We start from the raw sequence: 24,022 nt of genomic DNA on the forward strand, positions 1-24,022 counted from the left end.
GCGCGGCGTCACCACGTCGCTTTCATGCGCAAATCGGTCAAGCCGCCAAATGCATATTCATTTTGGCGCATTAATGTCTGGAAAAATGCCGCTTCGTCTTTCCAGTGCAGGATGCGTTGTTCGGTGTAGTCCGGCTTTCCTTCGTAGGAAACCGCGGCCTGGATCTCATACAAGTTAGGACCAAGCGTGCAGCTGCATTCGAGCCAGACGTCGAACTCCTCGTTCTCGCGGATTTCCCTGCTCCAGAATACGTCGCCGTCGCGCGTGCCGTTGAGAACCTGCATGTCCTGGTTCAGCGTTCCCCAGGAATATATCTTGATGCCTTCGCGATTTCTGATGCGTATCGAGACGTTGATGTGATCGGTTGTGATTGTGGATCGGCAGCTGACCCGAATCCTGACCGGATCCCCCGGGTAAAAGACTGCGCACGGTTCGCCATCCGCATCGAAGGTCTTGACCGCCGTCACCTCGACGCCTCCGTCTCCGAAAGACAGGCTGTCGCTGCGACCCGGTAAGGAATGGCCCTTGTCCGTGCTGCTCGCAGCCGCCGGCTTCTGTTCGTTTTCGGAGGCCGTGGCCTGCTTTGGGGTCAGTTGCGAGAAATAGGAGGACTCTTCTTCGTGGAGCAGTTTTCGGTAGGAAAGCAGGACTTCCGACGACGTCCCGGTCAGAACTTCCCGCCCGCTCTTCAACAGGATGGCTCGGTGCGTGAGCGTCCGAACGGATTCCTGATCGTGAGACACAAAAAGCAGCGTCACTCCATCCGAGAGCAATTTCTCGATCCGCGCGAAACAGCGCTTCTGAAACAAGGCATCGCCAACGGCAAGAGCCTCGTCCACGATCAGGATGTCCGGGTCGATCTGCACCTGAACGGCAAATGCAAGGCGGACCAGCATCCCGCTCGAATAGGTTTTGACCGGCTGCTCCATATAGTCGCCGATATCGGCGAACGCAGCGATCTTGTCGAAGCGCTCGTCAACCTGCTCGCGGGTCATGCCAAGCAGCATGGCATTGAGATACACGTTCTCCCGGCCGGAAAACTCTGGATTGAAGCCCGAGCCAAGTTCAAGAAGTGCGGCAATGCGACCTTTGGTTGTGATTGTTCCAACGGTAGGAGCCAGGGTTCCCGTGATGATCTGCAGCAGCGTGCTCTTGCCGCTTCCATTGCGGCCGACGATGCCAAAGGCTTCGCCTTTCTTCACCTCGAACGAAATGTCTCTCAACGCCCAGTGCTCTTTATAGTGAGCGACGGCATCCCTGCCGACCAGGCGTTGGACTGGCGGCAGAATGAACTGTTTCAATCGCTCGCGCGGCGACGAATAGATCTCGTAGCGTTTTCCGAGATCCTGGACGCTTATGGAAATGTCGTCAGAGGACATCGGCAAACCCTTTTCGTGTCTTCTGAAACCAGACGTAACCCAACCAGGCGAATATGCCGGAAAGAGTTGTCTGAATAAGCCAATGGCCCCAGTGGAGGTTTTGTTTCCAGATCAAAACCCCTCGAGCTTCCTCGATGAGGAAGGTCAGCGGATTGAGCTGGAAGACGAGGTGGAGCTGTTCCGGCAACGCGCTTATGGGGAAGAACACCGGCGAAAGAAACATCAATGCTGGAATGGCCGCAGTAACGACCTGGCTCACGTCGCGAAGATAGACGCCGAGTGAGGAGAGGAACCAGGCGCACCCGACGGCCAAGAGAATCAACGGGATCAGGATCAACGGGAAATACAGGGCTTGTATGGAAGGCAAACCGAAAAAAATCAGATAAAACAACAGCCAGATCGTCATGCTGGCAAGAAAATGGAATCCGGCGGATGCCACCAGCACAAACCCCATTATCTCCAGCGGGAAAACAACCTTCTTGACGTAATTGACATTGCCGACGATCAGAGAAGGCGCTCGTCCGAGGCTTTCAGAGAAGAAATTGAAGATCAGAAGCCCGGAAAAGAGGATCAGAGCAAATTCGGTTTTCGACTCGCTCCCTCCCGGCCAGCGCGCCTTGAAGACCGTGCTGAAGAAGAAGGTATAGATTGTCAGCATCAAAAGCGGGTTGAACAGAGACCACAGGATGCCGAGAAACGACCCCTTGTAGCGTCCAATCACCTCACGTTCAGTCAACGCAAGAATGAGGCCGCGATTGTTCCAAAAGCTCGTCAGCATTCCTCGGGGGGACAGGGAAAAACGTTGCATCAAGGAACTACCTTGCGAGCTTCAAGGGCAACGCAAACGCTTGCGCGGGAGGCTGCGGACACATCCATTGCGGCCGCTGGTATCGTTGCAGACCTGAAGCCAGGTATTTTTGAGCGCAAGGCCCGTCGAGCGCTGCCCGTGCCCATCGTAACTCCATTTGCGTTGTTGGTGCTTCCCATGTGGTTCAGGGATTGCTCGAATTCCGGCTCGTACATTTTAGATACTGCCAGAGTCTCAAAGACATAGCGAGATCCCCCATTTGCCCTGAACGAGCCGATTATGGAATCAAGGTTGTATTTTATCCTCTTATCCTCGACCCATGAAATCAGCCGTTCTCCTTGGAAAAAGGCTTTCCTGTAACTACCCAGGGTGGAATTGCGGGCGCTAGGCCGTGGGCGCGTATAGCCTAGACCACGCGCGGAATCAAGAATGCGATCAGCATGAGGCGGACGGTGATCCATCGCCTGGAGATGCCTCGCCCGCCAATATGGGACATTCGGGTCTGGCGATCGGGATGGCGATGTCCGTTGCTCGCCCACCCGTAGCGAAACCGCTGCTTGCCCCATGCTGCCCGTTAGAACCGCCCCCAGCTTCATCAACCCGTCCTGCTCGCGCAAGGCAGCGCCATGGCTTTTTCGGTTCGTGCGGATATCATTTCACAGCTAGTCCAGAGGATCGGGATGCAAGACAGCAGCCGGCAATCAACGAAATATGGCGTTTGATGGCGCTGAGAGTGGATCAAGCGCCTGCAGCTGCTCCCTGCGAAACCGGCCTTGCCGCCGCCAGATATTCGCCCTTGGTGCGCATGTGGCACCAACAGGCGAAGGCGGAGGAGGCTATGGCCAGGCTTTCGCCGATGGCCAGGCGGTTGTTGGAATTGCTGAGCAGGGTCAGCGAGAAGAAGAACAGGCATACGATATAGGCGTGCCATGCGGCGCGGGGGATGACCCCCGCCTTGCAGGCGCGCCATACGGCGCGGATGAAGACACCGAGCATGAAGCCCATCACGGCCGCGCCGAACAGGCCGTATCGGACCAGGATCTCCAGATAGCCATTGTGCAGCAGCGTGTATTGGACGTGGGAGTAGCGCGTCTCGGCCCAGCGCTCCAGCCAGCGGTTGCCCCAGCCGAAGATCGGTGCGGAGGAGAAGACCTCCCAGCTGTTGGACCAGAGCTGCAGGCGCTCGTCCATCGATACCGGCGTGTTGGTGGAGCTGATCGCATTCGATACCACGCCGCCCACTTCATGGCCGTCGGCCATGTTTTCCACCATGGAAACGGCTGCCGACACGGTCGGGCCGGCCGTCTTGTCGAGGTTGTGCCGCACGCCATAGATGCCGGCGATCAGCAGGGCCGCCAGTACGACAATGGCAATGAGGCCGGCCTTCATGCGCAGATAGGTCAGGGAAAGGAGGGCGAGGAGCGGCAGGGTTATGCCGAGCGCCAACCAGACACCCTTCGATTTGGCGCCATAGATGGCGATAAGACAGAGCGCGAGGATGAAGGGCGAAACGACATAGGCGTAGCGGGCGATCCGGCGGTCGCTGGATTTTTCGGTCACGTAGTGCAGCAGCCAGAATATGGTGAAGATCACGATCATGCCGCAGGCGACGGCGCCGTGAATCTGATTGTTCATGATCAGCGGGCGCACGGTTTCGCCGGCAAAGACCTCGCGGAAATGCTGCGTGGCGATCAGCATGACGAGGACCATGGCGAAATAGGCCGCGACGATCTTTTCCATCACCTCCTCGTAAAGCAGGAGGGCGACACCCATGATGGGGAAGAAGAACGGGAAGGCGTAGAGCCAGTCCGAGGCGCCGATATCGTGCTGCGGCGTCAGCCAGAGGGTGATGCCGAAACGGACCACGACATAGAAGGCCCAGCCCATGCAGAGCCAGCCGATCCAGTCCGTGCGCGGCCGCACCGGCGCCCTCATATAGTAGACGAGTGCGATCAGAGACAGGAGCGCAGTGGCATAGCGGTAGGCGTCGGTCTCGAGGACGGTCGGGGAGGCGACGATCAGCCAGAGAAGGCCGCCGATGATCGCCACGGGCTTTGCCATGCTGCTTCCAGCCCTGGTGACGCCGATCGGTCCGGCTGCGAGATCAGCATGCGGTGTGTTCATGCGCGAGTCGTCCAATGTCGTCGTCCGCCTTCGTCCATAGTCGGTTTATTTCCGGCATTCCTGGCCCCCACGACGGCCCCTATTGTCGCAAAGGGGCAGGAATGCGGCATTTTTCCCATGCCGGCATATCGGCGATGTCGATTTTGCCGGATGCTTGCTAATGGGCAACTCCGTCGCGTCGAACCACTTTCAACGCGGTCAGGAGAATGATCTTGAGATCGAAGAGAAAGGAGCGCCGGCGCAGATAGTCCTCGTCCAGCGCCACCTTCTGCGGGATCGGCAGTTCGTCGCGGCCGTTGACCTGGGCCCAGCCCGTCAGACCGGGCAGAAGCGCGTCGACGCCGCGTTCCGTGCGCAGGGCGATAAGGTCGTGCTGGTTGAAAAGAGCAGGGCGCGGGCCGACGATGCTCATCTCCCCCTTCAGGATGCACCAAAGCTGCGGCAGCTCGTCAAGGCTCGATTTGCGCAGGAAGGAGCCGATCGGCGTGAGGTAGATCCTGGGGTCCTTCAGGAGATGCGTCGCGACGGCGGGGGTATCGGTGCGCATGCTGCGAAATTTGGGCATGCGGAAGATGCTGTTTTTCCGGCCGACCCGATCGGACCAGTAGAGGATCGGTCCTCGCGAGGTCAGCCGCACGGCAATGGCGACGATCAGGAACGGAATGAAAAAGACGATGGCCGCGGCAAGAGCGGCGAGGAAATCGAAAAGGCGCTTGGCGATCGTATAGAACATCGTCTCTTGTCGTTGCATCGTCAGCGGTCGGGCGGCGATGAGGGGCGTCGTTGCTCAGTGCATCTCATATCGCGAATTTAAGCACAACTGCCCCCACCAAGATTCCCCGGCCTTGTTCCGGGGTGATATCCCGTGCAAAGCATGTCTGCGACGATGATGGACACGAAAGAGCGGAGGCGGGTGGACGCATGATCCTGGTGACGGGTGCGACGGGTTTCGTCGGACAGGCATTGTGTGCCGAGCTTTCCCGCCGGAAAACGGACTATCGGCCGGTCAGCCGCGCGTCCGCTCCGGGCTTCGTCGCCATCGGGGCGATCGACGGCGATACGGACTGGTCCGGGGCGCTTGCCGGCGTCGATGTCGTCATGCATCTGGCGGCCCGCGTCCATGTCATGAACGAAAGCGTCGCCGATCCGCTGGCCGCATTTCGCGCCGTCAATGTCGACGCGACGGCCAATCTGGCGCGACAGGCCGCCAGCGCCGGCGTCAGGCGGTTCATCTTCCTGAGCTCGATCAAGGTCAATGGCGAGGAGACGGCGGCGGGAAAGCCGTTCAGGGCTTCCGATGCGCCGCATCCCGAGGATGCCTATGGCCGCTCGAAGCTGGAGGCCGAGGAGGCTTTGCTCGCCATCGGCGCGGAAACCGGCATGGAGGTGGTCGTCATCCGGCCGCCGCTGGTCTACGGCCCCGGCGTGAAGGCGAATTTCGCAAGCCTGATGTCATGGGCGGGCCGGCCGTTTCCGTGGCCGTTCGGCATGGCTCGAAACCGCAGGTCGCTCGTCTTCGTCGGCAATCTCGTCGACTTCATGCTGCTCTGTGCCAGCCATCCGTCCGTGGGGCATCGGGTGTTTCTGGTCAGCGACGGCGAAGATCTTTCCATCGGCCAGCTGATCGCCAAACTATCCTTGGCGTCGGGGCGCAAGGCCTTGATGCTGCCAGTGCCGCCGGTGCTGCTGGAAGGGCTGGCCGCACTTTTCGGGCGTCGTGCCGCCGCGCAACGGCTCCTTGGCTCGCTTCAGGTCGATATCGGCGAAACCACGGCGATCACCGGCTGGTCGCCGCCTTTTTCAGTCGACGAGGGACTGGCGGTGACGGCCGCCGATGCCGGAGCGAAGGCGCACTGAGCCGGAGTGCAAGCCTTACAGGCTCCAGACGGAATAGCCCTCCAGCCGGGGATTGGTTCGATCGATGGCTGCCTTCACGTCGACCACCACACCGCTTTCGCTGAGCAGATCGAGGACCTCGGCAGCGCCATCGGCCAGATAGGACTTGTGGGGAACCGCGAGGACGAGCGCGTCGAGCTTGCCGAAATCCTTCAGCTCGACCAGGCGGATGCCGTATTCCTCTTCGGCCTCCTGATGGCTGGCCATCGGGTCGTGCACCAGCGGCTCCAGGCCGAACTGATGCAGCTCGCGAATGATATCGGGCACGCGGCTGTTGCGCAGGTCGGGCACGTCTTCCTTGAAGGTCAGGCCGAAGATGCCGATGCGGGCGCCATTGATCGGCTTCTTCGCCGAGACCAGCATCTTGATGAGCTTCTGGGCGATGAAGGCGCCCATGCCGTCGTTGATGCGGCGGCCGGAAAGGATGACTTCCGGGTGGTAGCCGAGCTCTTCGGCCTTGGCTGTGAGATAATAGGGATCGACGCCGATGCAGTGGCCACCCACCAGGCCGGGGGTGAAGGGCAGGAAGTTCCATTTCGTCCGCGCCGCCTGCAGCACATCGGCCGTGCGGATGTCCATCTTCTCGAAAATGATCGAAAGCTCGTTCATCAGGGCGATATTGACGTCGCGCTGGGTGTTTTCGATCACCTTCGCGGCTTCGGCGACCTTGATGCTGGGGGCGCGATGGATGCCGGCCCGCACGACCGCGCCATAGACGGCGGCGATCCTCTCCAGCGTTTCCTCGTCGTCGCCGGCGACGACTTTCACGATGCGCTCGAAGGTGTGTTCCTTGTCGCCGGGGTTGATGCGCTCCGGAGAGTAGCCGACATGGAAATCCTTGCCCTGCCGCAGACCGGAAACCTCGGCCAGTACGGGGCCGCAGACCTCTTCGGTGACGCCGGGATAGACGGTCGATTCATAGACGACGATCGAGCCCTTGCGCAGAACCTTGCCGACCGTGCGCGAGGCCGAAATCATCGGCCGCAGATCCGGCTGGCGGTTCCGGTCGATCGGCGTCGGCACGGCAACGATGAAGATATAGCGGTCCCGCAGGTCCTCAATCTCGCTGCTGACGCGCAGGCCGCTCGATTTCAGGCGCTCGGCGGACACCTCGCGGGTGTCGTCCTCGCCCGCCTTCAGCGCGGCGACGCGGGAGGACTTGATGTCGAAACCGACCACATCATGGAATTTTTCGGCAAGCGCGATCGCGACTGGCAGGCCCACATAACCCAGGCCGATGACGGCAATTTTTTCGTTCAACACAATCTACCTCGAACAATCCACCTGAATTAGCCCGAATCCGCGGCGCGTGTCAGCGCCAATATTCGCGTTCGGGATCATTTCAGGTGCCGGTCGCATCAATGTGATGACCGGTCGATGTCTTTGCAACAGGTATGAACTAGGGGCATTGCCGCAGTTCATGGCGGCAATCTCGAACGGATGGGTAGGGTGCCTATCGAAACTTTCCGCTGCCAAACCTATTTATGAGGTGAGACTCATTCTATTCGAAAGCGTGGTTCGCAATGCGAAACAGCTATCTCAAACATCTGCGCACTCAGCGCGAGGAGCTCGAGGCCAAGCTCGAGCTGCATAGGGCCCGCTATTGTTTCGGCGACGGCGAGGTGGACGACGGCACCGAGGCGGAGCTCCGGCAACGCATCACGGAAATATCCGAGGAGATCGCCGGGCTTGAATCCCAGTGGGGCGAATAATTCGCCTGTTGCCGGACGCAGTTGCCGCTTTGCGGGGTCTGGCTGGTGTTCGGCGTTGCAAAAGACGGCAGGAAATCCTGCACGGGGCTTGTTTGCCAGTCCGCAAAGGGCGGATTGGCAACAAGAGCCGTTGCGTCGGCGGATACGGGCGCGACGCAGGCCGAGAACGGCTGGCCGACCGCGCAGGCTCCGGCATCGATGAGGTCGTCGGTGGAGGCCTGGTCGGTCATCAGCCCGATCTTTGTCGCCTCGTCCCTCGGAATGAGCCGTATCGAGCTTGGTGCGGCGCTCATCGCCATGTCCAGGATCGACCGATCGATGCCCATTTCCTTGAAATAGGCAAGGATCTTCGATCGCAGCGATTTCGATAGCTTCGTACTGTCGTAAAGCCCGACGAACTTGCGGCTGATTTCCTGTCGGCTGATGATGTGCTTCCGGCCGTTAACGACCTGATATTTCATCCGGTAGAGTATCCGTTCCTGATCGTAGGTGGTCCTGACCTGATGCACCCCGACGATGCCGAAGGGGCTGATGACGCGCCTGACCCCGCCTGCCAGTATGAAAGGGCAGGCCGAGAGACATTCGGTGCCGGCGGAATAGGCTACGCCTTTCGCGCCGGCGCGCCAGCCTTCGCCGCAGAGCGGCTGGCCGCTTGGACAGGACCGCAGCCTGGTGCCGCCCACGGCGACGGACAGGCCGCGTTTCCGGATGATCTCACCCATTTCCATTGCAGCCGCGACGTTTCCGCCGGGCGAATTCACGATCACGGGCAGTTTCCTGTTGCCGATGCTGGCCAGAAGCTTGCGCAGGTCTCCCGGCGACCTCGCATCGATCATGCCTTCGGCCGCGATCCAGTCCATGCAGCCCTCGGGCCGGCAGTTCCCGCCGCCGGGGTCGGCATGGACGAGCATGAATTGCATCGGCGCTCCCGGCACCTGGGCCAACGCCGCCGCCGTCAATGCGCCAAGCGCCAGTCCCGCCGCGGCCGCGAGCCGACAGAGGTGCGCGACGCGACGCGCAAGATGCGAGAAATCTGCGAGAATCATGAACCGACACTCCCCAACATCCACCAAACGGAGAGCTAGCAAAACACAACTCCGTTAAGCAAGAGGATACAACCTGGGTCTGCGATACGCGCCGGTCCCTCGGCCGACTGGAATAACGGCGTTTCGCCCTGCGGCTGCGCAAACATCTCGACATCGACGGCCGTTCTGCGCGATAAGGTCGGAGACGATAGACGCGAGCGAGGAACCGATGAAGCCGAGCCTGCCCACCCTTCTGAGTATCAATGGCGGCTATGTGGATACCGCCGGATTTCTCGCCCTGCACGGTCTGTTCACGGCGCATGTCACCGGCAATTTCGTGACGCTCGGCGCAGCGTTGGCGCTGGGCACCTCGGGCGCCGTCGCCAAGCTTCTGGCACTGCCGGTTTTCTGCGTCGTCGTCATTTTCGCCCGCCTTCTCGGCGGCGATCTGACGCGGCGCAATCTGCCGACGCTGCAGATCATCCTGACACTGAAATTCGTGCTGCTCGTCGTTGCGGCGATCCTGGCCTTGCTCTTCGGTCCTTTCGCCGATGGCGACGGCTGGCAGGCGATCCTGACCGGCATGACGCTGATTGCCGCAATGGCCATCCAGACGACGGCGCATCGCATCCACCTCGGCTCGACGCCGCCGACGACGATGATGACGGGAACGACGACGCAGATCATGATCGATATCGCCGACTTGCTGCGCGGCGCCAAGCCCGAGGAGAAAGCTGCGATGAAGACGCGGCTTGCCCGCATGGGGGCCGCCGTCGGCGGCTTTGCCCTGGGCTGCGGCGTGGCTGCCGCACTTTTCCTGTTCGTCGGCATGGCCTGTTTCCTTCTGCCGCCGGTTCTCGCGCTCGCCGGAATTCTGATGCATGCCGCCAAGGCAGAGGCAAAGCCGGCTTAGCTTCTTCTCTCCGTCCATTGCCGATACTGCCAATCTTGCTCCTTTCTCCAGCCTTGCAAGTCGGCTACAGCTCTCTAAGTGTACGCGTCGGATCGAGCCTGGTCCGAGGCGTCCGGGCGTCAAATTTCAGGGTTGAGAAGGGGTGGTCATGGCAGGAGAAACGGTGCTTGTGGTAGGCGGAGCCGGCTATATCGGTTCGCACACATGTCTGGATCTGGCGAACAAGGGGTTCAAGCCCGTCGTCTACGACAATTTCTCCAACGGCCATCGTGAGTTCGTCAAATGGGGTCCGGCCGAGGAAGGCGATATCCGCGATCGGGCACGCCTCGACGAGGTGCTGGCCAAGCACAAGCCTGCCGCCATCCTGCATTTCGCCGCGCTGATCGAGGTCGGCGAGTCGGTCAAGGATCCCGTCTCATTCTATGAAAACAACGTCATCGGCACGCTGACCCTGCTTTCGGCTGCCCAGGCGGCCGGCGTGAAGGCTTTCGTCTTTTCCTCCACCTGCGCGACCTACGGCCTGCCGCAAAGCGTGCCGCTCGACGAGAGCCATCAGCAGGTGCCGATCAACCCCTACGGCCGCACGAAATACATCGTCGAACAGGCGCTTGCCGATTACGACCAGTACAAGGGGCTGCGCTCCGTGGTGCTGCGCTATTTCAATGCCGCCGGCGCCGATTTCGAGGGGCGCATCGGCGAGTGGCACACGCCGGAAACCCACGCCATTCCGCTCGCGATCGAGGCGGCGCTGGGCCGCCGCCAGGGCTTCAAGGTCTTCGGCAGCGATTATGACACGCGCGACGGCACCTGCGTGCGCGACTACATCCATGTGCTTGATCTCGCCGACGCCCATGTCCGCGCAGTCGAATATCTGCTGGATGGCGGCGAATCCGTCGCGCTCAATCTCGGTACCGGGACGGGCACGACGGTGAAGGAACTGCTCGGAACGATCGAAACCGTGTCGAAGCGGCCGTTCCCGGTCGAGTATGTTGGCCGCCGCGAGGGCGATTCGACGACGCTGGTCGCCAACAACGACAAGGCGCGCGATATTCTCGGCTGGTCGCCGCAATACGATCTGAGCCGCATCATCGAATCCGCGTGGAACTGGCATGCCAAATCCAACCAGCATTGAGCGCGCCTCCGGCGTTGGGGGCAGGCGCCCGAACGTCCTGTTGATCTCGGCCGATCAATGGCGGGGAGATTGTCTCTCCGCCGTCGGACACGCGTGCGTCAAGACGCCGAACGTCGATGCGCTGGCGCGGGAAGGCGTGCTGTTTCGGCGGCATTATGCCGGCACGGCACCGTGTTCGCCGGCGCGGGCGACGCTCTATACCGGCCTCTACCAGATGAACCACCGGGTTTGCCGCAACGGCTCGCCCTTGGATGCGCGTTTCGACAATGCCGCGCTTGCGGCGCAGCGGGCCGGCTATGATCCGACGCTGTTCGGCTACACGGATACGGCGCCCGATCCGCGCAGCCGGGATCCCCGCGACCCGCATCTGACGACCTATGAAGGGGTGTTGCCCGGCTTTACGGCGCGGCAGCTTCTGCCCGAGCACGAAAAGCAATGGCTATCCTGGCTGCGCTCGCGCGGCCATGCCGATGCCGTCAGCCGCGACATTCACATTCCGGTCGGTGCTGCGCCGGGCGAGATTTCCAGCAATGCGCCCGCTTATTCCAAGGACGAGACGCAGACGGCTTTTCTGGCCGGCGAATTCATCCGCTGGCTCGGCGAGCAGGATCAGCCCTGGTTTGCGCATGTATCCTTCCTGCGGCCGCATCCGCCCTTCTCCGTGCCGGAACCCTACAACCGCATGTTCTCGGCCGCCGACGGTCCGGCCTTTGCGCGCGCGGCCGACCGCGCGGCGGAAATGGCGCTGCATCCGCTGCTTGCCTTCGGTCTGCCGCTGATCGGCAAGGGCGGTTTCATGTATGGCGGCAAAGGCCCGATCAATGAGTGGACGTCGGAGGATTTTTCGGCGATCCGCGCCATCTATTACGGCATGATCGCCGAAGTCGACGCGCAGCTCGGCCGGATCTGGCAGGCGTTGAAGGATGCCGGCGCATGGGACGACACGGTGATCGTCTTCACGTCGGACCATGCCGAGATGATGGGCGATCACTGGACGCTCGGCAAGGGCGGCTTCTTCGACGGCAGCTATCATGTCCCGCTCGTCATTCGCGATCCCGGCCAGCCTGCCACGCATGGCCGGCAGGTGGCGCATTTCACGAGTGCGGCGGATATTTTTCCAAGTCTGTGCGACCGGATTGGCATTGCCCCGAAAAACCATGTCGATGGCGAGAGCCTTCTGCCGTTCCTCTCCGGTTCCGAGCCGGAAAACTGGCGCGAGGCGGCCTTCTGGGAGTTCGATTTCCGGGATATCGCCGAGGGTATTTCCGAGCGGCATTTCGGCCTCAGGTCGAATGCTTGCAATCTGGCCGTCGTTCGCGACGAACATTTCAAATATGTTCATTGCGCCGGTCTGCCGCCGCTGCTCTTCGATCTGGCGAAGGATCCGGCGGAGCTTTCCAACGTTGCCGACGACGGCAGCTATGCGGCGATCAGGCTTGCCTATGCCGAAAAGCTTCTTTCCCTTCGCGCCCGGCACCTGGACCAGACGCTCGCCTATACGGAGCTGACGGAAAAAGGGCCGGTTTCGCTCCGGCCCTGATCCTGCCTCAGGCGAACGATCCGAGATAGGTCATCTTGCCGACCGGCAGGCCGCGGCTGCGCAGGATGGCGTGCGCCGTGGTGACGTGGAAGAAGAAATTCGGCAACGCGAATTTCGCCAGATAATCCTCGCCCGTGAATACGGTCTTGTTGCCGCCGGGCGACACCGTCACTTCCCGCGTTTCGGTGCCTTCCATCGTGGCCGGCGTAATCGTCGCCAGGAAATCCTGCGTTTTCTTCAGGCGCTCGCGCAAGTCGGCGACGGTGGTTTCGTTGTCTTCGAAGCGCGGCGCTTCGATGCCGGTCAGCCGGACGATGGCGAGCTTCGCGCTGTCGGAGGCACGCTGGAACTGGCCCGAGAGCGGCAGCATGTCGTCGATCAGGCGAGCGGAAACGAGTTCCTCGGGCGGGATACCCTTTTCTGCGGCATGGGCCTCGATCTTGTCGAGATAGGCCGAAAGGCTTTGGAGGCCGCGTTGAAAGACGGGGACCGAGAAACTGTACATCGAGGGCATGCGTGTTCTCCGTTGCAGGCCGCGGTGCGGCCGATTGTTCGCTGGCATTCTATTCCATTCCCATGTCGATGGAATGTCCATTCCATCGAGTCGGGCGCCCTATGTAGGCTCTATCCCGATTTCTTGCAGTAGTGGCGGCACGAAATCTCGCTTTTGCCGCTGCTGGCGGGCGGCCAGAATTTAGTGTTGACCTTTGCAGTGAAAAATGGAATGAATATTCCGCATAATGAATTTTACGGTTTGTTTGTTCCGTTTTTAATGTGGCCACCATGGGAGTGGCGGCCAAATTAATGAAAGGCCCTGCGGTTGAGACTGGGGGCTCCGGCATTCAGGAGGGGTGCGGCCGGGCACCGTATCTGGGAGGAAAACATGAAGAAATTTATCCTTGGCACTGCAATGGCGCTTCTGCTGTCGACCGCTGCCCACGCTCAAACCATCGGCGTTTCGATGGCCCTGTTCGACGACAACTTTCTGACCGTTCTGCGCAACGGCATGCAGGACTACGCAAAGGACAAGGGCGTGACGCTGCAGGTCGAAGACGCGCAGAACGACATCGCCAAGCAGCAGAGCCAGATCCAGAACTTCATTGCGTCCAAGGTCGATGCCATCATCGTGAACCCGGTCGATACCGACGCGACGGCTGCCATTTCCAAGCTGGCCGCCGAAGCAAAGATCCCGCTGGTCTACGTCAACCGCGAGCCGGCAAACGTCGACAGCCTTCCCGACAACCAGGCCTTCGTTGCTTCCAACGAGCAGGAATCCGGCACGCTGGAAGCCAAGGAAGTGTGCAGGCTGCTGGGTGGCAAGGGCAAGGCCGTCATCATGATGGGCGAGCTCTCCAACCAGGCTGCCCGCATGCGCACGAAGGACGTCCATGACGTGGTGGCGACCGACGAGTGCAAGGGCATCCAGATCGTTCAGGAGCAGACTGCAAACTGGCAGCGCACCCAGGGCTCCGACCTTATGACCAACTGGCTCTCCAGCGGCCTCGAATTCGATGCCGTGATCTCCAACAACGACGAAATGGCGATCGGCGCCATTCAGGCTCTGAAGGCTGCCGGCAAGCCTCTCGACAAGATCGTCGTCGCGGGCGTCGATGCGACGCAGGACGCGCTTGCCGCCATGCAGGCCGGCGACCTGAAGGTCACGGTGTTCCAGGATGCCGCCGGCCAGGGCAAGGGCGCGGTCGATGCCGCGCTCAAGCTCGCCAAGGGCGATAAGATCGAGAAGAAGGTCTACATCCCCTTCCAGCTCGTGACGCCGGCCAACGTCAAGGACTTCGTCAAGAAGAACTGATGACGCAATGATCGACGGGTGCGGGCGTCTGATCCCGCACCCTTTGAAATCCGATCTGCCCGGGAGGGAAAAATGGTTGTGAGCCCATCCACCATGGCGGCGGTGCGCAGCAGCGGCGCCGTTCCCAATGCCGCCTATCTGCTGAGCGCGGAAGGCATCCGCAAGGAATTTCCGGGCGTTCTGGCCCTCGACGACGTTTCCTTCCGTCTGAAGCGCGGCACCGTGCATGCGCTGATGGGCGAAAACGGCGCGGGCAAGTCGACGCTGATGAAGATCCTTGCCGGCATCTATATCCCCGACCAGGGCGAGGTGCGCCTCAAGGGTGTCGAAATCCGGCTGAAGTCGCCGCTCGATGCCCTGGAAAACGGCATCGCGATGATCCATCAGGAACTTAACCTGATGCCGTTCATGACGGTTGCCGAGAACATCTGGATCCGGCGCGAACCGAAGAACCGTTTCGGCTTCGTCGACCACGCGGAAATGAGCCGCAAGACCGAAGAACTTTTCTGTCGCCTGAACATCTCCCTCGACCCGGAGATCCAGGTGCGCGAGCTTTCCGTCGCCAGCCGGCAGATGGTCGAAATCGCCAAGGCGGTGTCCTATAATTCCGACGTGCTGATCATGGACGAGCCGACCTCGGCCCTGACCGAGCGCGAGGTGGCGCATCTTTTCCAGATTATCCGCGACCTGCGCGCCCAGGGCATCGGCATCGTCTACATCACCCACAAGATGAACGAGCTGTTCGAGATCGCCGACGAGTTTTCGGTGTTCCGCGACGGCAAATACATCGGTACGCACGCCTCCACCGATGTGACTCGCGACGATATCATCCGCATGATGGTCGGCCGCGAGATCACGCAGATGTTCCCGAAGGAGGAGGTGCCGATCGGCGAAACCCTGCTCTCCGTCAAGGATCTCTGCCTCGACGGTGTCTTCTCCAATGTGTCCTTCGAGGTGAGGGCCGGCGAGATTCTCGGCGTTGCCGGGCTTGTGGGCTCGGGTCGATCCAATGTCGCCGAGACCATCTTCGGCGTTACGCCCGCCTCTTCCGGCACGATCGAGCTCTTCGGCAAGAAGACGGAAATCGCCTCGCCGGCGGCGGCGATCCGTCACGGCATGGCCTTCCTGACGGAAGACCGCAAGGATACGGGCTGTCTTCTCATCCTCAGCGTGCTTGAGAACATGCAGGTGGCCGTGCTGCACGACAAGTTCGTGCGCGGCGGCTTCGTGCAGGAAGGTGCCATCGAAGAGGCCTGCGAGGAAATGGCGAGGAAGTTGCGTGTCAAGACGCCGAACCTCGACGAACGGATCGAAAACCTCTCCGGCGGCAATCAGCAGAAGGCGCTGATCGGCCGGTGGATGCTCACCAATCCACGCATTCTGATCCTGGACGAACCGACGCGCGGCATCGACGTCGGCGCCAAGGCGGAAATTCATCGTCTCGTCACCGAAATGGCGCGCAACGGCGTTGCCGTCATCATGATCTCGTCGGAAATGCCCGAGGTGCTCGGCATGAGCGACCGCATCATGGTGATGCATGAAGGACGGGTCACGGGATTCCTGGATCGCGCGGACGCAACTCAAGTGAAGGTGATGGAGCTGGCCGCGCAGTGACGCCGCCAATCATCGCAAGGGAGGATTGAACCATGGTTACCAAAGTTGCGGAGACGGCGGTGCAGCCGCTGACACGTCCGAGACGCCGCCGTGTGCCGCCCGAACTCGGCATCTTCCTGGTGCTGATCGGCATCGCGCTCCTCTGTGAAGTCCTCGGCTGGATCTTCGTCGGGCAGAGCTTCCTGATGAACCTGCAGCGCCTGAAGATCATGATCCTGCAGGTCTCGGTCATCGGCATCATCTCGGTCGGCGTGACGCAGGTCATCATCACCGGCGGCATCGACCTGTCCTCGGGTTCCGTCGTCGGCCTGACGGCCATGGTCGCCGCGAGCTTCGCGCAGTCGTCGACATGGGCGAGGGCCGTCTATCCGGCGCTGACCGACATGCCCTTCTTCGTGCCGATCGGCATCGGCCTGCTGATCGGCCTGGCCGCCGGCTACGTCAACGGCCAGCTGATCACCAAGACGAAGATCCCTCCCTTCATCGCCACGCTCGGGATGATGGTTTCGGCCCGCGGCCTGTCGAAACTCTACACCAAGGGGCAGCCGATCTCGGGCCTGACCGATCAGTTCAATTTCATCGGTTCGGGAATCTGGCCTGTCGTCGTCTTCCTCATTATCGCGGTCATCTTCCATGTCGTGCTGCGCTACACGCGCTACGGCAAGTTCACCTATGCGATCGGCGCCAATGTGCAGGCGGCGCGCGTTTCGGGCATCAACGTCGAGGCGCATCTGGTCAAGGTCTATGCAATTGCAGGGCTTCTGGCCGGTCTCGCCGGCATCATCACGGCGGCCCGCGTGCAGACGGCGCAGGCCGGCATGGGCGTCAACTACGAGCTGGACGCGATTGCGGCGGCCGTCATCGGTGGCACCTCGCTCACCGGCGGCGTCGGGCGCATCGCCGGCACCGTGATCGGCACCGTGATCCTCGGGGTGATGATCTCCGGCTTCACCTTCCTCAACGTCGATGCCTACTATCAGGAAATCGCCAAGGGTTTCATCATCGTCGCCGCCGTCGCCATCGACGTCTACCGCCAGAAGAAGCGGGCCAAGCGCTGAAACGCCCGAGCATCGTCAGCGATACGGACCACATTCCAGAGGCGGGGTTTTGCCCCGCCTTTTCCGTTTGAATATGCCATTCCATGCAAATGCAAATTTTTTTCATTTGGGTATGGCGAATTCCGCCAGCTTTTCTATTGTTGCCGCTTTCCATTCGCTCTCCCGAGCGCTTCATCCAGGATAGACGATGCAATCCGTATTCGATGGTCATAACGACGTTCTCCTGAGGCTCTGGCATCATGCGCGTGACGGCGCCGACCCGATCGCCGAATTCAGGGACGGGACGTCAAGCGGCCATATCGATGCGCCGCGTGCCAAGGCGGGCGGGCTGGCCGGCGGGCTCTGCGCCATCTATATCCCGTCAGGCGATCTCGTCTTTGCCGATCCGGACAGCAACGGTCACTATGCCACGCCGCTCGCGGCCCCGCTGGAGCGCGCGCCGTCGCTCGACATCGCGCTTGACATGGCGGCGATCGCGCTGCGGCTCGACCGTGCCGGCGCCTGGAAGCTCTGCCGCTCCACCGCTGATATCCGCGACAGCATCGAAAAGGGTATCTTCGCCGCCGTGATGCATATGGAAGGCTGCGAAGCGATCGATGCCGATCTCATCGCGCTCGAAACCTTTTACGCCGCCGGCTTGCGCTCGCTCGGCCCCGTCTGGAGCCGGAACAACGTCTTTGCCCATGGCGTGCCCTTTGCCTTTCCGAGCTCGCCCGACACGGGACCGGGCCTGACGGAGGCGGGTTTCGCGCTGGTGCGGGAATGCAATCGGCTCGGTATCGTCGTCGATCTCGCCCACATCACCGAAAAGGGCTTCTGGGACGTGGCCAAGACCTCGGACCAGCCGCTGGTGGCCAGCCACTCCAACGCGCACGCGCTGACGCCCGTTGCGCGCAACCTCACCGACAAGCAGCTCGACGCCATCAAGGAGAGCCACGGCATCGTCGGCCTCAACTATGCGACGGCGATGTTGCGCGAGGACGCCCGTTCGGATGCCGATACGCCGCTCGAGGCGATGGTGCGGCATGTGGACTATCTGGTCGGTCGCGTCGGCATCGATTGCGTCGGCCTTGGATCGGACTTCGACGGCGCGACGATTCCGGAGGAAATCGGCGATGCGGCAGGCAATCAAAACCTGATTGCCGCCCTTCGGAACGTTGGCTATGGTGAAGCCGATCTTGTAAAGCTGTGCAGGGAGAACTGGCTTCGCGTCCTCGCGTCCGCTTGGAAGGAAGGCAGCCGATCAAGTGCGTCCTGATATTGCGTAAAGTTTACTAAGAGGGGAATGAAAACAATGATGATTACCAAGATGAACCGCGGTTTCCGCGCGCTTTCCGCCGGCGCGGCTCTCTCGCTTCTGCTGATGGCGGCACCCAACGCATATGCTGCGACGCCCAAGGATACGCTGGTCGAAGGCTTCGCATTCGACGACATCCTGAGCATGGACCCGGCCGAGGCCTATGAGCTGTCGGCTGCGGAAATCACCGGCAACACCTACAGCCTGCTCGTTCGCCTCGACATCGACGACACGTCCAAGATCAAGGGCGATATTGCCGAGAGCTGGTCGGTGTCCGACGATCACCTGACCTATACGTTCAAGCTGAAGCCCGGCTTGAAGTTTGCCTCCGGCAACCCGATCACCGCCGATGACGTTGCATGGTCCTTCGAGCGCGTCGTCAAGCTCGACAAGAGCCCGGCCTTCATTCTCACCCAGTTCGGCCTCAACGGCGACAACGTGACGGAAAAGGCCAAGGCGACCGATCCGAACACCTTCACTTTCACCGTCGACAAGCCCTACGCGCCAAGCTTCGTGCTGAACTGCCTGACGGCGACCGTCGCCGAAGTGGTCGACAAGAAGCTCGTCCTGCAGCATGTGAAGCCGGTGACGCCGTCCGCCGACTACAAATACGACAACGACTTCGGCAATGCCTATCTGAAGACCGGTTTTGCCGGTTCCGGCCCGTTCAAGCTGCGCGAATGGCGCGCCAACGAAGCCGTCGTGCTGGAGCGCAACGACAACTACTACGGCGACAAGGCGAAGCTGAACCGCGTCATCTATCGCTTCATGAAGGAAAGCTCCGCACAGCGCCTGGCGCTTGAGAACGGCGATATCGACATTGCCCGCAATCTCTCGCCGACCGACCTCGAGGCCGTCGAAAAGAACCCGCAGCTCGCTTCCACCAGCGCGCCGAAGGGCACGATCTACTACATGAGCCTCAACCAGAAGAACGCCAATCTTGCCAAGCCGGAAGTGCAGCAGGCATTCAAGTACCTGGTCGACTACGACGCCATCGGCAAGACCCTGATCAAGGGCATCGGCGAGATCCACCAGACTTTCGAACCGAAGGGCATGCTCGGCTCGCTGGATGAAAATCCGTTCAAGCTCGACGTCGCCAAGGCCAAGGAACTGCTCGCCAAGGCAGGTCTGCCCGATGGGTTCTCGATCACCATGGACGTGCGCAGCATCGAGCCGGATACGGGCATTGCGACCGCGATCCAGCAGACGCTCGGCCAGGCCGGCATCAAGGTGGAGATCATCCCCGGCGACGGCAAGCAGAAGCTGACCAAGTACCGCGCCCGTAACCACGATATCTATTTCGGCAACTGGGGCCCGGATTATTGGGATCCCCATTCCAACGCCGATACGTTCACGACCAACGACGACAATTCCGACACCAGCACCAACAAGACGCTTGTCTGGCGCAACACCTGGACCTCGCCTGAGCTGGAAAAGGAAGCCAAGGCGGCCCTGTTCGAGGGCGATGCGGTCAAGCGCGGCGCCATGTATCAGGAAATCCAGAAGAAGTTCCTGGACGCAAGCCCGTTCATCATCCTCTATCAACAGACGGAAGTTGCCGGCTATCGCAAGGACTTGAAGGACTTCAAGCTTGGCCCGAGCTTCGACAACAACTTCGTCTGGCCGATCTCCAAGTGATGATCCGGTAGGATTGGTCTTTTGAGCACAGTTGAACGGAAAATGCAGGTGCGGCCCAAGAAGGGCCGTGCCGCTCCTTTTCTTATGGGACTGCTGCGATTCCTCGTCGTGGCAGTCACCACCTATCTCGGCCTTCTGGCCGTCACCTTCTTCATCGGACGCGTCATTCCGATCGATCCGGCGTTGGCGATCGCCGGCGATCACGCGCCGACGCAGGTATTGGAACGTCTGCGGCGCGAGATGCACCTCGACCAGCCGCTCTATCTGCAGTTCTACTATTATCTGCTGAGCGCCCTGAGCGGCGATTTCGGCATTTCGGTGCTGACGACCAACCCGGTCATGGATGACATCAAGCGCGTCTTTCCCGCGACGATGGAGCTTGCCACCGTCGGCACGATCATCGGCGCCGTGTTCGGCGTTCCCTTCGGTGTTCTTGCCGCCGTCCGCCGCAACAGCTTCATCGACCAGATCGTCCGTGTCGTCGGCCTCGTCGGCTATTCCGTGCCGGTTTTCTGGTTGGCGATGGTTTCGCTCGTCATCTTTTATGCGAAGCTGAACTGGGTGGCCTATCCCGGCCGCATCGATATCGCTTTCGAATATACCTTCACGCCGATCACGGGCTTCTTCCTGCTCGACAGCGTGCTGCAGGGCCAGTGGGATGTCTTCTGGGACGTCTTCCGCCACATCATCCTGCCGGCCTCGCTGCTCGGCTACTTCTCACTCGCCTATATCAGCCGCATGACACGCAGCTTCATGCTGAACGAACTGGGGCAGGAATATATCGTCGCGGCTCGCGCCAAGGGGCTTTCGGAGACGAGGGTGATCTGGGGCCATGCCCTGCGCAGCGCCGCCGTGCCGCTGATCACGGTGATCGCGCTCTCCTATGCCGGTCTGCTTGAAGGCTCCGTGCTGACGGAAATCGTGTTCTCCTGGCCGGGCATCGGCTTCTATATCACCAGCTCGCTGCGCAATGCCGACATGAACGCCGTTCTCGGCGGCACCATCGTCGTCGGCACGGTTTTCATCGGCATCAATCTCATTTCCGATCTTCTGTATCGGACCCTCGACCCAAGGACCCGACGTAAATGACGGCTGAGACCACCCAACCCGGCTGGCGTGACTGGCTGCTGTCAGACCGACCGCAGTCGCGCCGGCAGGCCAGACTGGGGCGTGCCTACGTCACCTGGCGGCAGTTCTCCGCCAATCGCCTGGCTGTCATCGGGCTTTTGATCATCGTCGCGCTCGTGCTCGTGGCGGCGCTGGCCGATGTCATCGCTCCGCATTCGCCCGTCATCGGCGACCTGACCAACGCCTATCTGAAGCCGCCCGGCACGCCGGGCTACCTTCTCGGCACCGACGACCTCGGGCGGGATATCCTGTCCCGCCTCATCTACGGTTCGCGCTGGACGCTCTACATCGTCGTGCTGGTGGCGATCATATCGGCGCCGATCGGGCTGATCATCGGCATGGTGTCCGGGTACCTCGGCGGCTGGACCGATACGATCCTGATGCGCGTCACCGACATCTTCCTGGCCTTTCCGAAGCTGGTGCTGGCGCTTGCCTTTGCCGGCGCGCTGGGGGCCGGCATCGAAAACGCCATCATCGCCATCGCCGTCACCTCCTGGCCGCCCTATGCGCGCCTGGCGCGGGCCGAGACGATGACGGTGCGGCGTTCTGACTATATCGCCGCCGTGCAGCTCATGGGCGCGTCGTCGTTGCGGATCATCTTCCGTCATGTCATGCCGCTCTGCATCTCCTCGGTGATCGTGCGTGTCACGCTCGACATGGCGGGCGTGATCCTGACGGCCGCCGGCCTCGGCTTCCTGGGCCTCGGCGCGCAGCCGCCGCTGCCCGAATGGGGCGTGATGATCGCGACCGGCTTCAAATACTATCTCGACCAGTGGTGGGTGGCGGCCATGCCCGGCATCGCGATCCTCGTCGTCAGCCTCGGTTTCAACCTGCTCGGCGACGGCCTGCGCGATGCGCTCGATCCGAAGGAGAGCGGGCAATGACGACGCTTTTGACCGTGGAGAACCTCAAGGTTCGCTATCCGACGCGCACGGGCGTCATCGATGCCGTGCGCGGCGTGTCGTTCACGCTCGGCCGCGAACGGCTGGGCATCGTCGGCGAAAGCGGTTCCGGCAAGTCGCAGACCGGCCGCGCCATCATGGGCCTGACGCCGCCGCATGGCATCGTCACGGCCGACCGGCTTGATTTCAGCGGCATCGATCTGCTGTCGACCTCGGCCAGGGAACGCCGGTCGCTGCGCGGCAAGCGCATCGCCATGGTGCTGCAGGATCCGAAATACTCGCTCGATCCCGTCATGCCCATCGGCCGGCAGATCACCGAGACGCTGCGCACGCATGAGAAGGTCGGCAGGGCGGAGGCGCGCGAACGTGCTTTGGCCATGCTGGAGGCCGTGCAGATCCGCGATCCCGGCCGTGTCTACGACCTGCACCCGCACGAGGTTTCCGGCGGCATGGGCCAGCGCGTGATGATCGCGATGATGCTGATCGCCGGGCCTGAGCTGCTGATCGCCGACGAGCCGACATCGGCGCTCGACGTCACGGTCCAGCTCGATGTGCTCAAGATCATGGACAAGCTCGTTTCGGAGCGCGGCATGGGGTTGATTTTCGTATCGCACGATCTGCGGCTGGTTTCGTCCTTCTGCGATCGCGTGATCGTCATGTATGCAGGCAAGGTGGTGGAAGAGCTCAAGGCTTCCGAATTGAACAATGCCCAGCATCCGTATACGCGCGGCCTGCTGAATTGCATGCCTGTCGTCGGCGAGAACCGGCATCCGCTGCCGGTGCTCGACCGCAAGCCGGAGTGGGCGGCATGACGACAGCACTTGCAGTTCATGGCCTCAGCGTCGTCTATGACGGCTATTATGCGCTCGATGCCGTCGGCGTCGACGTGAACGAGGGGGAGTCCTTCGGCCTGGTCGGCGAGTCCGGCTCCGGCAAGTCGACGCTGCTGCGCGCTGTGGCGGGTCTGGCGCCCGTTACCGACGGCACCATCCGCGTCGGTGGCGAGCAGTTGAAGGGAGCAAGACGCAGCAAGGCCTTCTATCGGCAGGTGCAGATGGTGTTTCAGGATCCTTACGGTTCCCTGCACCCGCGTCAGACGATCGACCGGCTGCTGCTGGAGCCGCTGGCGATCCACGGCATTGGCGACACCGAGACGCGCATTGCCCGTGCGCTCGATGAAGTCGGCCTCGGCACCGGTTTCCGCTTCCGCTATCCGCACCAGCTTTCCGGCGGCCAGCGCCAGCGCGTCGCCATTGCCCGTGCGCTGATCGTCGAGCCGTCCATCCTGCTGCTCGATGAACCGACCTCGGCACTCGATGCCTCCGTGCAGGCCGAGGTGCTCAACCTGCTCGAACAGGTGCGCAAGGACCGCAATCTGACCTTCGTGATGGTGAGCCACGATCTCGGCGTCGTCACCCATATGTGCGAGCGTCTGGCCGTCATGCGCAACGGCGCAGTCGTCGAGAGACTGACGGCGAGGGAGCTCGCGGCGGGCGACGTCAAGGAAGATTACACACGCAATCTCATGGTTGCCAGCAAGGGGTTCGTCCGCGCCTGAGCGGACGACTTTTGCGCTCCCGGCCCGTTAACGAATGGGCCGGCTAAACACGACCAATCGTATAGACTATTGACACCTGCCGCAATTCTGTCATGATCTCGTTAATGGCAGTTAACTTTCGTGATCCCGATCACGGGTCACACGCGAGTGGAGGCAGGCATGTTTTTCATGGGTGGCATGACCATGGGCTATCTTCATCCGCCGGTTCCGGCGAAGCAGGAAGGTGCACGGTCCGCCTCTCTTTCCGAAGACAATTGCCGCCGCCAGGCCGGGCCTGCCGAAGAGCAGACGGCCGATACCAGCGCCATCGAGCGCAGCTTGATTTGGGCCCGCCGCATTCTTTGCTGAATTGGCATTGCCGATCTTTCGGGTCCTCGAAATCCAGTGGTTTAATTTTTCTCGGGTCGCGTTCTGGACGGAAATTCATCTCTACCTAATTGATAGGAAATGTATGAATATCCGTTTTGGGCTTGGCCCGCGAAATACAT

The 24,022-nt window shown here is 61.3% G+C and carries 21 protein-coding genes; 15 read left to right on the forward strand and 6 right to left on the reverse strand.

Annotation, left to right across the window (positions count from 1 at the left end):
- Nucleotides 1–8 precede the first annotated feature (8 nt).
- The 4 genes from ACQZ6J_RS22960 to ACQZ6J_RS22975 all read right to left on the reverse strand — a co-directional run bounded on the left by ACQZ6J_RS22960 (nucleotide 9) and on the right by ACQZ6J_RS22975 (nucleotide 5,044).
- On the reverse strand, nucleotides 9–1,301 hold the full coding sequence (locus ACQZ6J_RS22960; RefSeq protein ID WP_449085735.1) for an ABC transporter ATP-binding protein: 1,293 nt from the start codon (nucleotides 1,299–1,301) through the stop codon (nucleotides 9–11).
- Between the two features lie 67 nt (nucleotides 1,302–1,368).
- The gene (locus ACQZ6J_RS22965) at nucleotides 1,369–2,187 is read right to left on the reverse strand and encodes an ABC transporter permease (RefSeq protein WP_449085736.1); all 819 of its coding nucleotides are present in this window, start codon (nucleotides 2,185–2,187) and stop codon (nucleotides 1,369–1,371) included.
- Nucleotides 2,188–2,925: 738 nt separating this feature from the next.
- Nucleotides 2,926–4,311: an O-antigen ligase family protein gene (locus ACQZ6J_RS22970; protein WP_449085737.1), complete on the reverse strand. Its 1,386-nt coding sequence runs from the start codon at nucleotides 4,309–4,311 to the stop codon at nucleotides 2,926–2,928.
- A gap of 157 nt (nucleotides 4,312–4,468) precedes the next feature.
- A complete protein-coding gene (locus tag ACQZ6J_RS22975; protein WP_163987282.1) occupies nucleotides 4,469–5,044 on the reverse strand; it encodes a sugar transferase in 576 nt (191 codons plus the stop codon).
- Between the two features lie 188 nt (nucleotides 5,045–5,232).
- On the opposite strand from ACQZ6J_RS22975, the gene ACQZ6J_RS22980 reads away from it, so the two are divergent.
- Nucleotides 5,233–6,168: a UDP-glucose 4-epimerase family protein gene (locus ACQZ6J_RS22980; protein WP_449085738.1), complete on the forward strand. Its 936-nt coding sequence runs from the start codon at nucleotides 5,233–5,235 to the stop codon at nucleotides 6,166–6,168.
- A 15-nt stretch (nucleotides 6,169–6,183) separates the two neighbouring features.
- Here ACQZ6J_RS22980 and ACQZ6J_RS22985 read toward each other — a convergent pair whose 3' ends face one another.
- A complete protein-coding gene (locus tag ACQZ6J_RS22985; RefSeq protein ID WP_449085739.1) occupies nucleotides 6,184–7,470 on the reverse strand; it encodes a nucleotide sugar dehydrogenase in 1,287 nt (428 codons plus the stop codon).
- A 260-nt stretch (nucleotides 7,471–7,730) separates the two neighbouring features.
- Here ACQZ6J_RS22985 and ACQZ6J_RS22990 point away from each other — a divergent pair, with 260 nt between their 5' ends.
- The 4 genes from ACQZ6J_RS22990 to ACQZ6J_RS23005 all read left to right on the forward strand — a co-directional run bounded on the left by ACQZ6J_RS22990 (nucleotide 7,731) and on the right by ACQZ6J_RS23005 (nucleotide 12,529).
- Nucleotides 7,731–7,919 carry a hypothetical protein gene (locus tag ACQZ6J_RS22990; RefSeq protein ID WP_449085740.1) on the forward strand — a complete coding sequence of 63 codons (189 nt, stop codon included), beginning with the start codon at nucleotides 7,731–7,733 and terminating at the stop codon, nucleotides 7,917–7,919.
- A gap of 1,254 nt (nucleotides 7,920–9,173) precedes the next feature.
- A complete protein-coding gene (locus tag ACQZ6J_RS22995; protein WP_163987373.1) occupies nucleotides 9,174–9,857 on the forward strand; it encodes a YoaK family protein in 684 nt (227 codons plus the stop codon).
- 148 nt (nucleotides 9,858–10,005) lie between these two features.
- A complete protein-coding gene (gene galE, locus ACQZ6J_RS23000) occupies nucleotides 10,006–10,989 on the forward strand; it encodes a UDP-glucose 4-epimerase GalE (RefSeq protein WP_449085741.1) in 984 nt (327 codons plus the stop codon).
- Complete coding sequence (locus tag ACQZ6J_RS23005) at nucleotides 10,967–12,529, forward strand: alkaline phosphatase family protein (protein WP_449085742.1); 1,563 nt, start codon at nucleotides 10,967–10,969, stop codon at nucleotides 12,527–12,529. Before galE ends, ACQZ6J_RS23005 begins: the two co-directional genes overlap by 23 nt.
- A gap of 7 nt (nucleotides 12,530–12,536) precedes the next feature.
- On the opposite strand, the gene ACQZ6J_RS23010 is transcribed toward ACQZ6J_RS23005, so the two are convergent.
- Nucleotides 12,537–13,043: a DUF1993 domain-containing protein gene (locus tag ACQZ6J_RS23010; RefSeq protein WP_449085743.1), complete on the reverse strand. Its 507-nt coding sequence runs from the start codon at nucleotides 13,041–13,043 to the stop codon at nucleotides 12,537–12,539.
- A 369-nt stretch (nucleotides 13,044–13,412) separates the two neighbouring features.
- Here ACQZ6J_RS23010 and ACQZ6J_RS23015 point away from each other — a divergent pair, with 369 nt between their 5' ends.
- The 10 genes from ACQZ6J_RS23015 to ACQZ6J_RS23060 all read left to right on the forward strand — a co-directional run bounded on the left by ACQZ6J_RS23015 (nucleotide 13,413) and on the right by ACQZ6J_RS23060 (nucleotide 23,882).
- A complete protein-coding gene (locus tag ACQZ6J_RS23015) occupies nucleotides 13,413–14,339 on the forward strand; it encodes a sugar ABC transporter substrate-binding protein (protein ID WP_163987275.1) in 927 nt (308 codons plus the stop codon).
- A 72-nt stretch (nucleotides 14,340–14,411) separates the two neighbouring features.
- Nucleotides 14,412–15,953: a sugar ABC transporter ATP-binding protein gene (locus tag ACQZ6J_RS23020; protein ID WP_449085744.1), complete on the forward strand. Its 1,542-nt coding sequence runs from the start codon at nucleotides 14,412–14,414 to the stop codon at nucleotides 15,951–15,953.
- A gap of 32 nt (nucleotides 15,954–15,985) precedes the next feature.
- On the forward strand, nucleotides 15,986–17,011 hold the full coding sequence (locus ACQZ6J_RS23025; RefSeq protein WP_163987273.1) for an ABC transporter permease: 1,026 nt from the start codon (nucleotides 15,986–15,988) through the stop codon (nucleotides 17,009–17,011).
- Between the two features lie 187 nt (nucleotides 17,012–17,198).
- On the forward strand, nucleotides 17,199–18,269 hold the full coding sequence (locus ACQZ6J_RS23030) for a dipeptidase (protein ID WP_163987272.1): 1,071 nt from the start codon (nucleotides 17,199–17,201) through the stop codon (nucleotides 18,267–18,269).
- A 36-nt stretch (nucleotides 18,270–18,305) separates the two neighbouring features.
- A complete protein-coding gene (locus tag ACQZ6J_RS23035) occupies nucleotides 18,306–19,946 on the forward strand; it encodes an ABC transporter substrate-binding protein (RefSeq protein ID WP_449085745.1) in 1,641 nt (546 codons plus the stop codon).
- Nucleotides 19,947–19,967: 21 nt separating this feature from the next.
- Complete coding sequence (locus ACQZ6J_RS23040; RefSeq protein WP_163987270.1) at nucleotides 19,968–21,035, forward strand: ABC transporter permease; 1,068 nt, start codon at nucleotides 19,968–19,970, stop codon at nucleotides 21,033–21,035.
- Nucleotides 21,032–21,958: an ABC transporter permease gene (locus ACQZ6J_RS23045; RefSeq protein ID WP_163987269.1), complete on the forward strand. Its 927-nt coding sequence runs from the start codon at nucleotides 21,032–21,034 to the stop codon at nucleotides 21,956–21,958. Before ACQZ6J_RS23040 ends, ACQZ6J_RS23045 begins: the two co-directional genes overlap by 4 nt.
- Nucleotides 21,955–22,788 carry an ABC transporter ATP-binding protein gene (locus ACQZ6J_RS23050; RefSeq protein WP_163987268.1) on the forward strand — a complete coding sequence of 278 codons (834 nt, stop codon included), beginning with the start codon at nucleotides 21,955–21,957 and terminating at the stop codon, nucleotides 22,786–22,788. The genes ACQZ6J_RS23045 and ACQZ6J_RS23050 overlap by 4 nt, the downstream gene beginning before the upstream one ends.
- Nucleotides 22,785–23,534 carry an ABC transporter ATP-binding protein gene (locus tag ACQZ6J_RS23055; protein ID WP_449085746.1) on the forward strand — a complete coding sequence of 250 codons (750 nt, stop codon included), beginning with the start codon at nucleotides 22,785–22,787 and terminating at the stop codon, nucleotides 23,532–23,534. Before ACQZ6J_RS23050 ends, ACQZ6J_RS23055 begins: the two co-directional genes overlap by 4 nt.
- A gap of 159 nt (nucleotides 23,535–23,693) precedes the next feature.
- Nucleotides 23,694–23,882 carry a hypothetical protein gene (locus ACQZ6J_RS23060; RefSeq protein WP_163987266.1) on the forward strand — a complete coding sequence of 63 codons (189 nt, stop codon included), beginning with the start codon at nucleotides 23,694–23,696 and terminating at the stop codon, nucleotides 23,880–23,882.
- The last annotated feature ends 140 nt before the right edge of the window (nucleotides 23,883–24,022 follow it).

This window comes from Rhizobium sp. A37_96 (assembly GCF_053521765.1).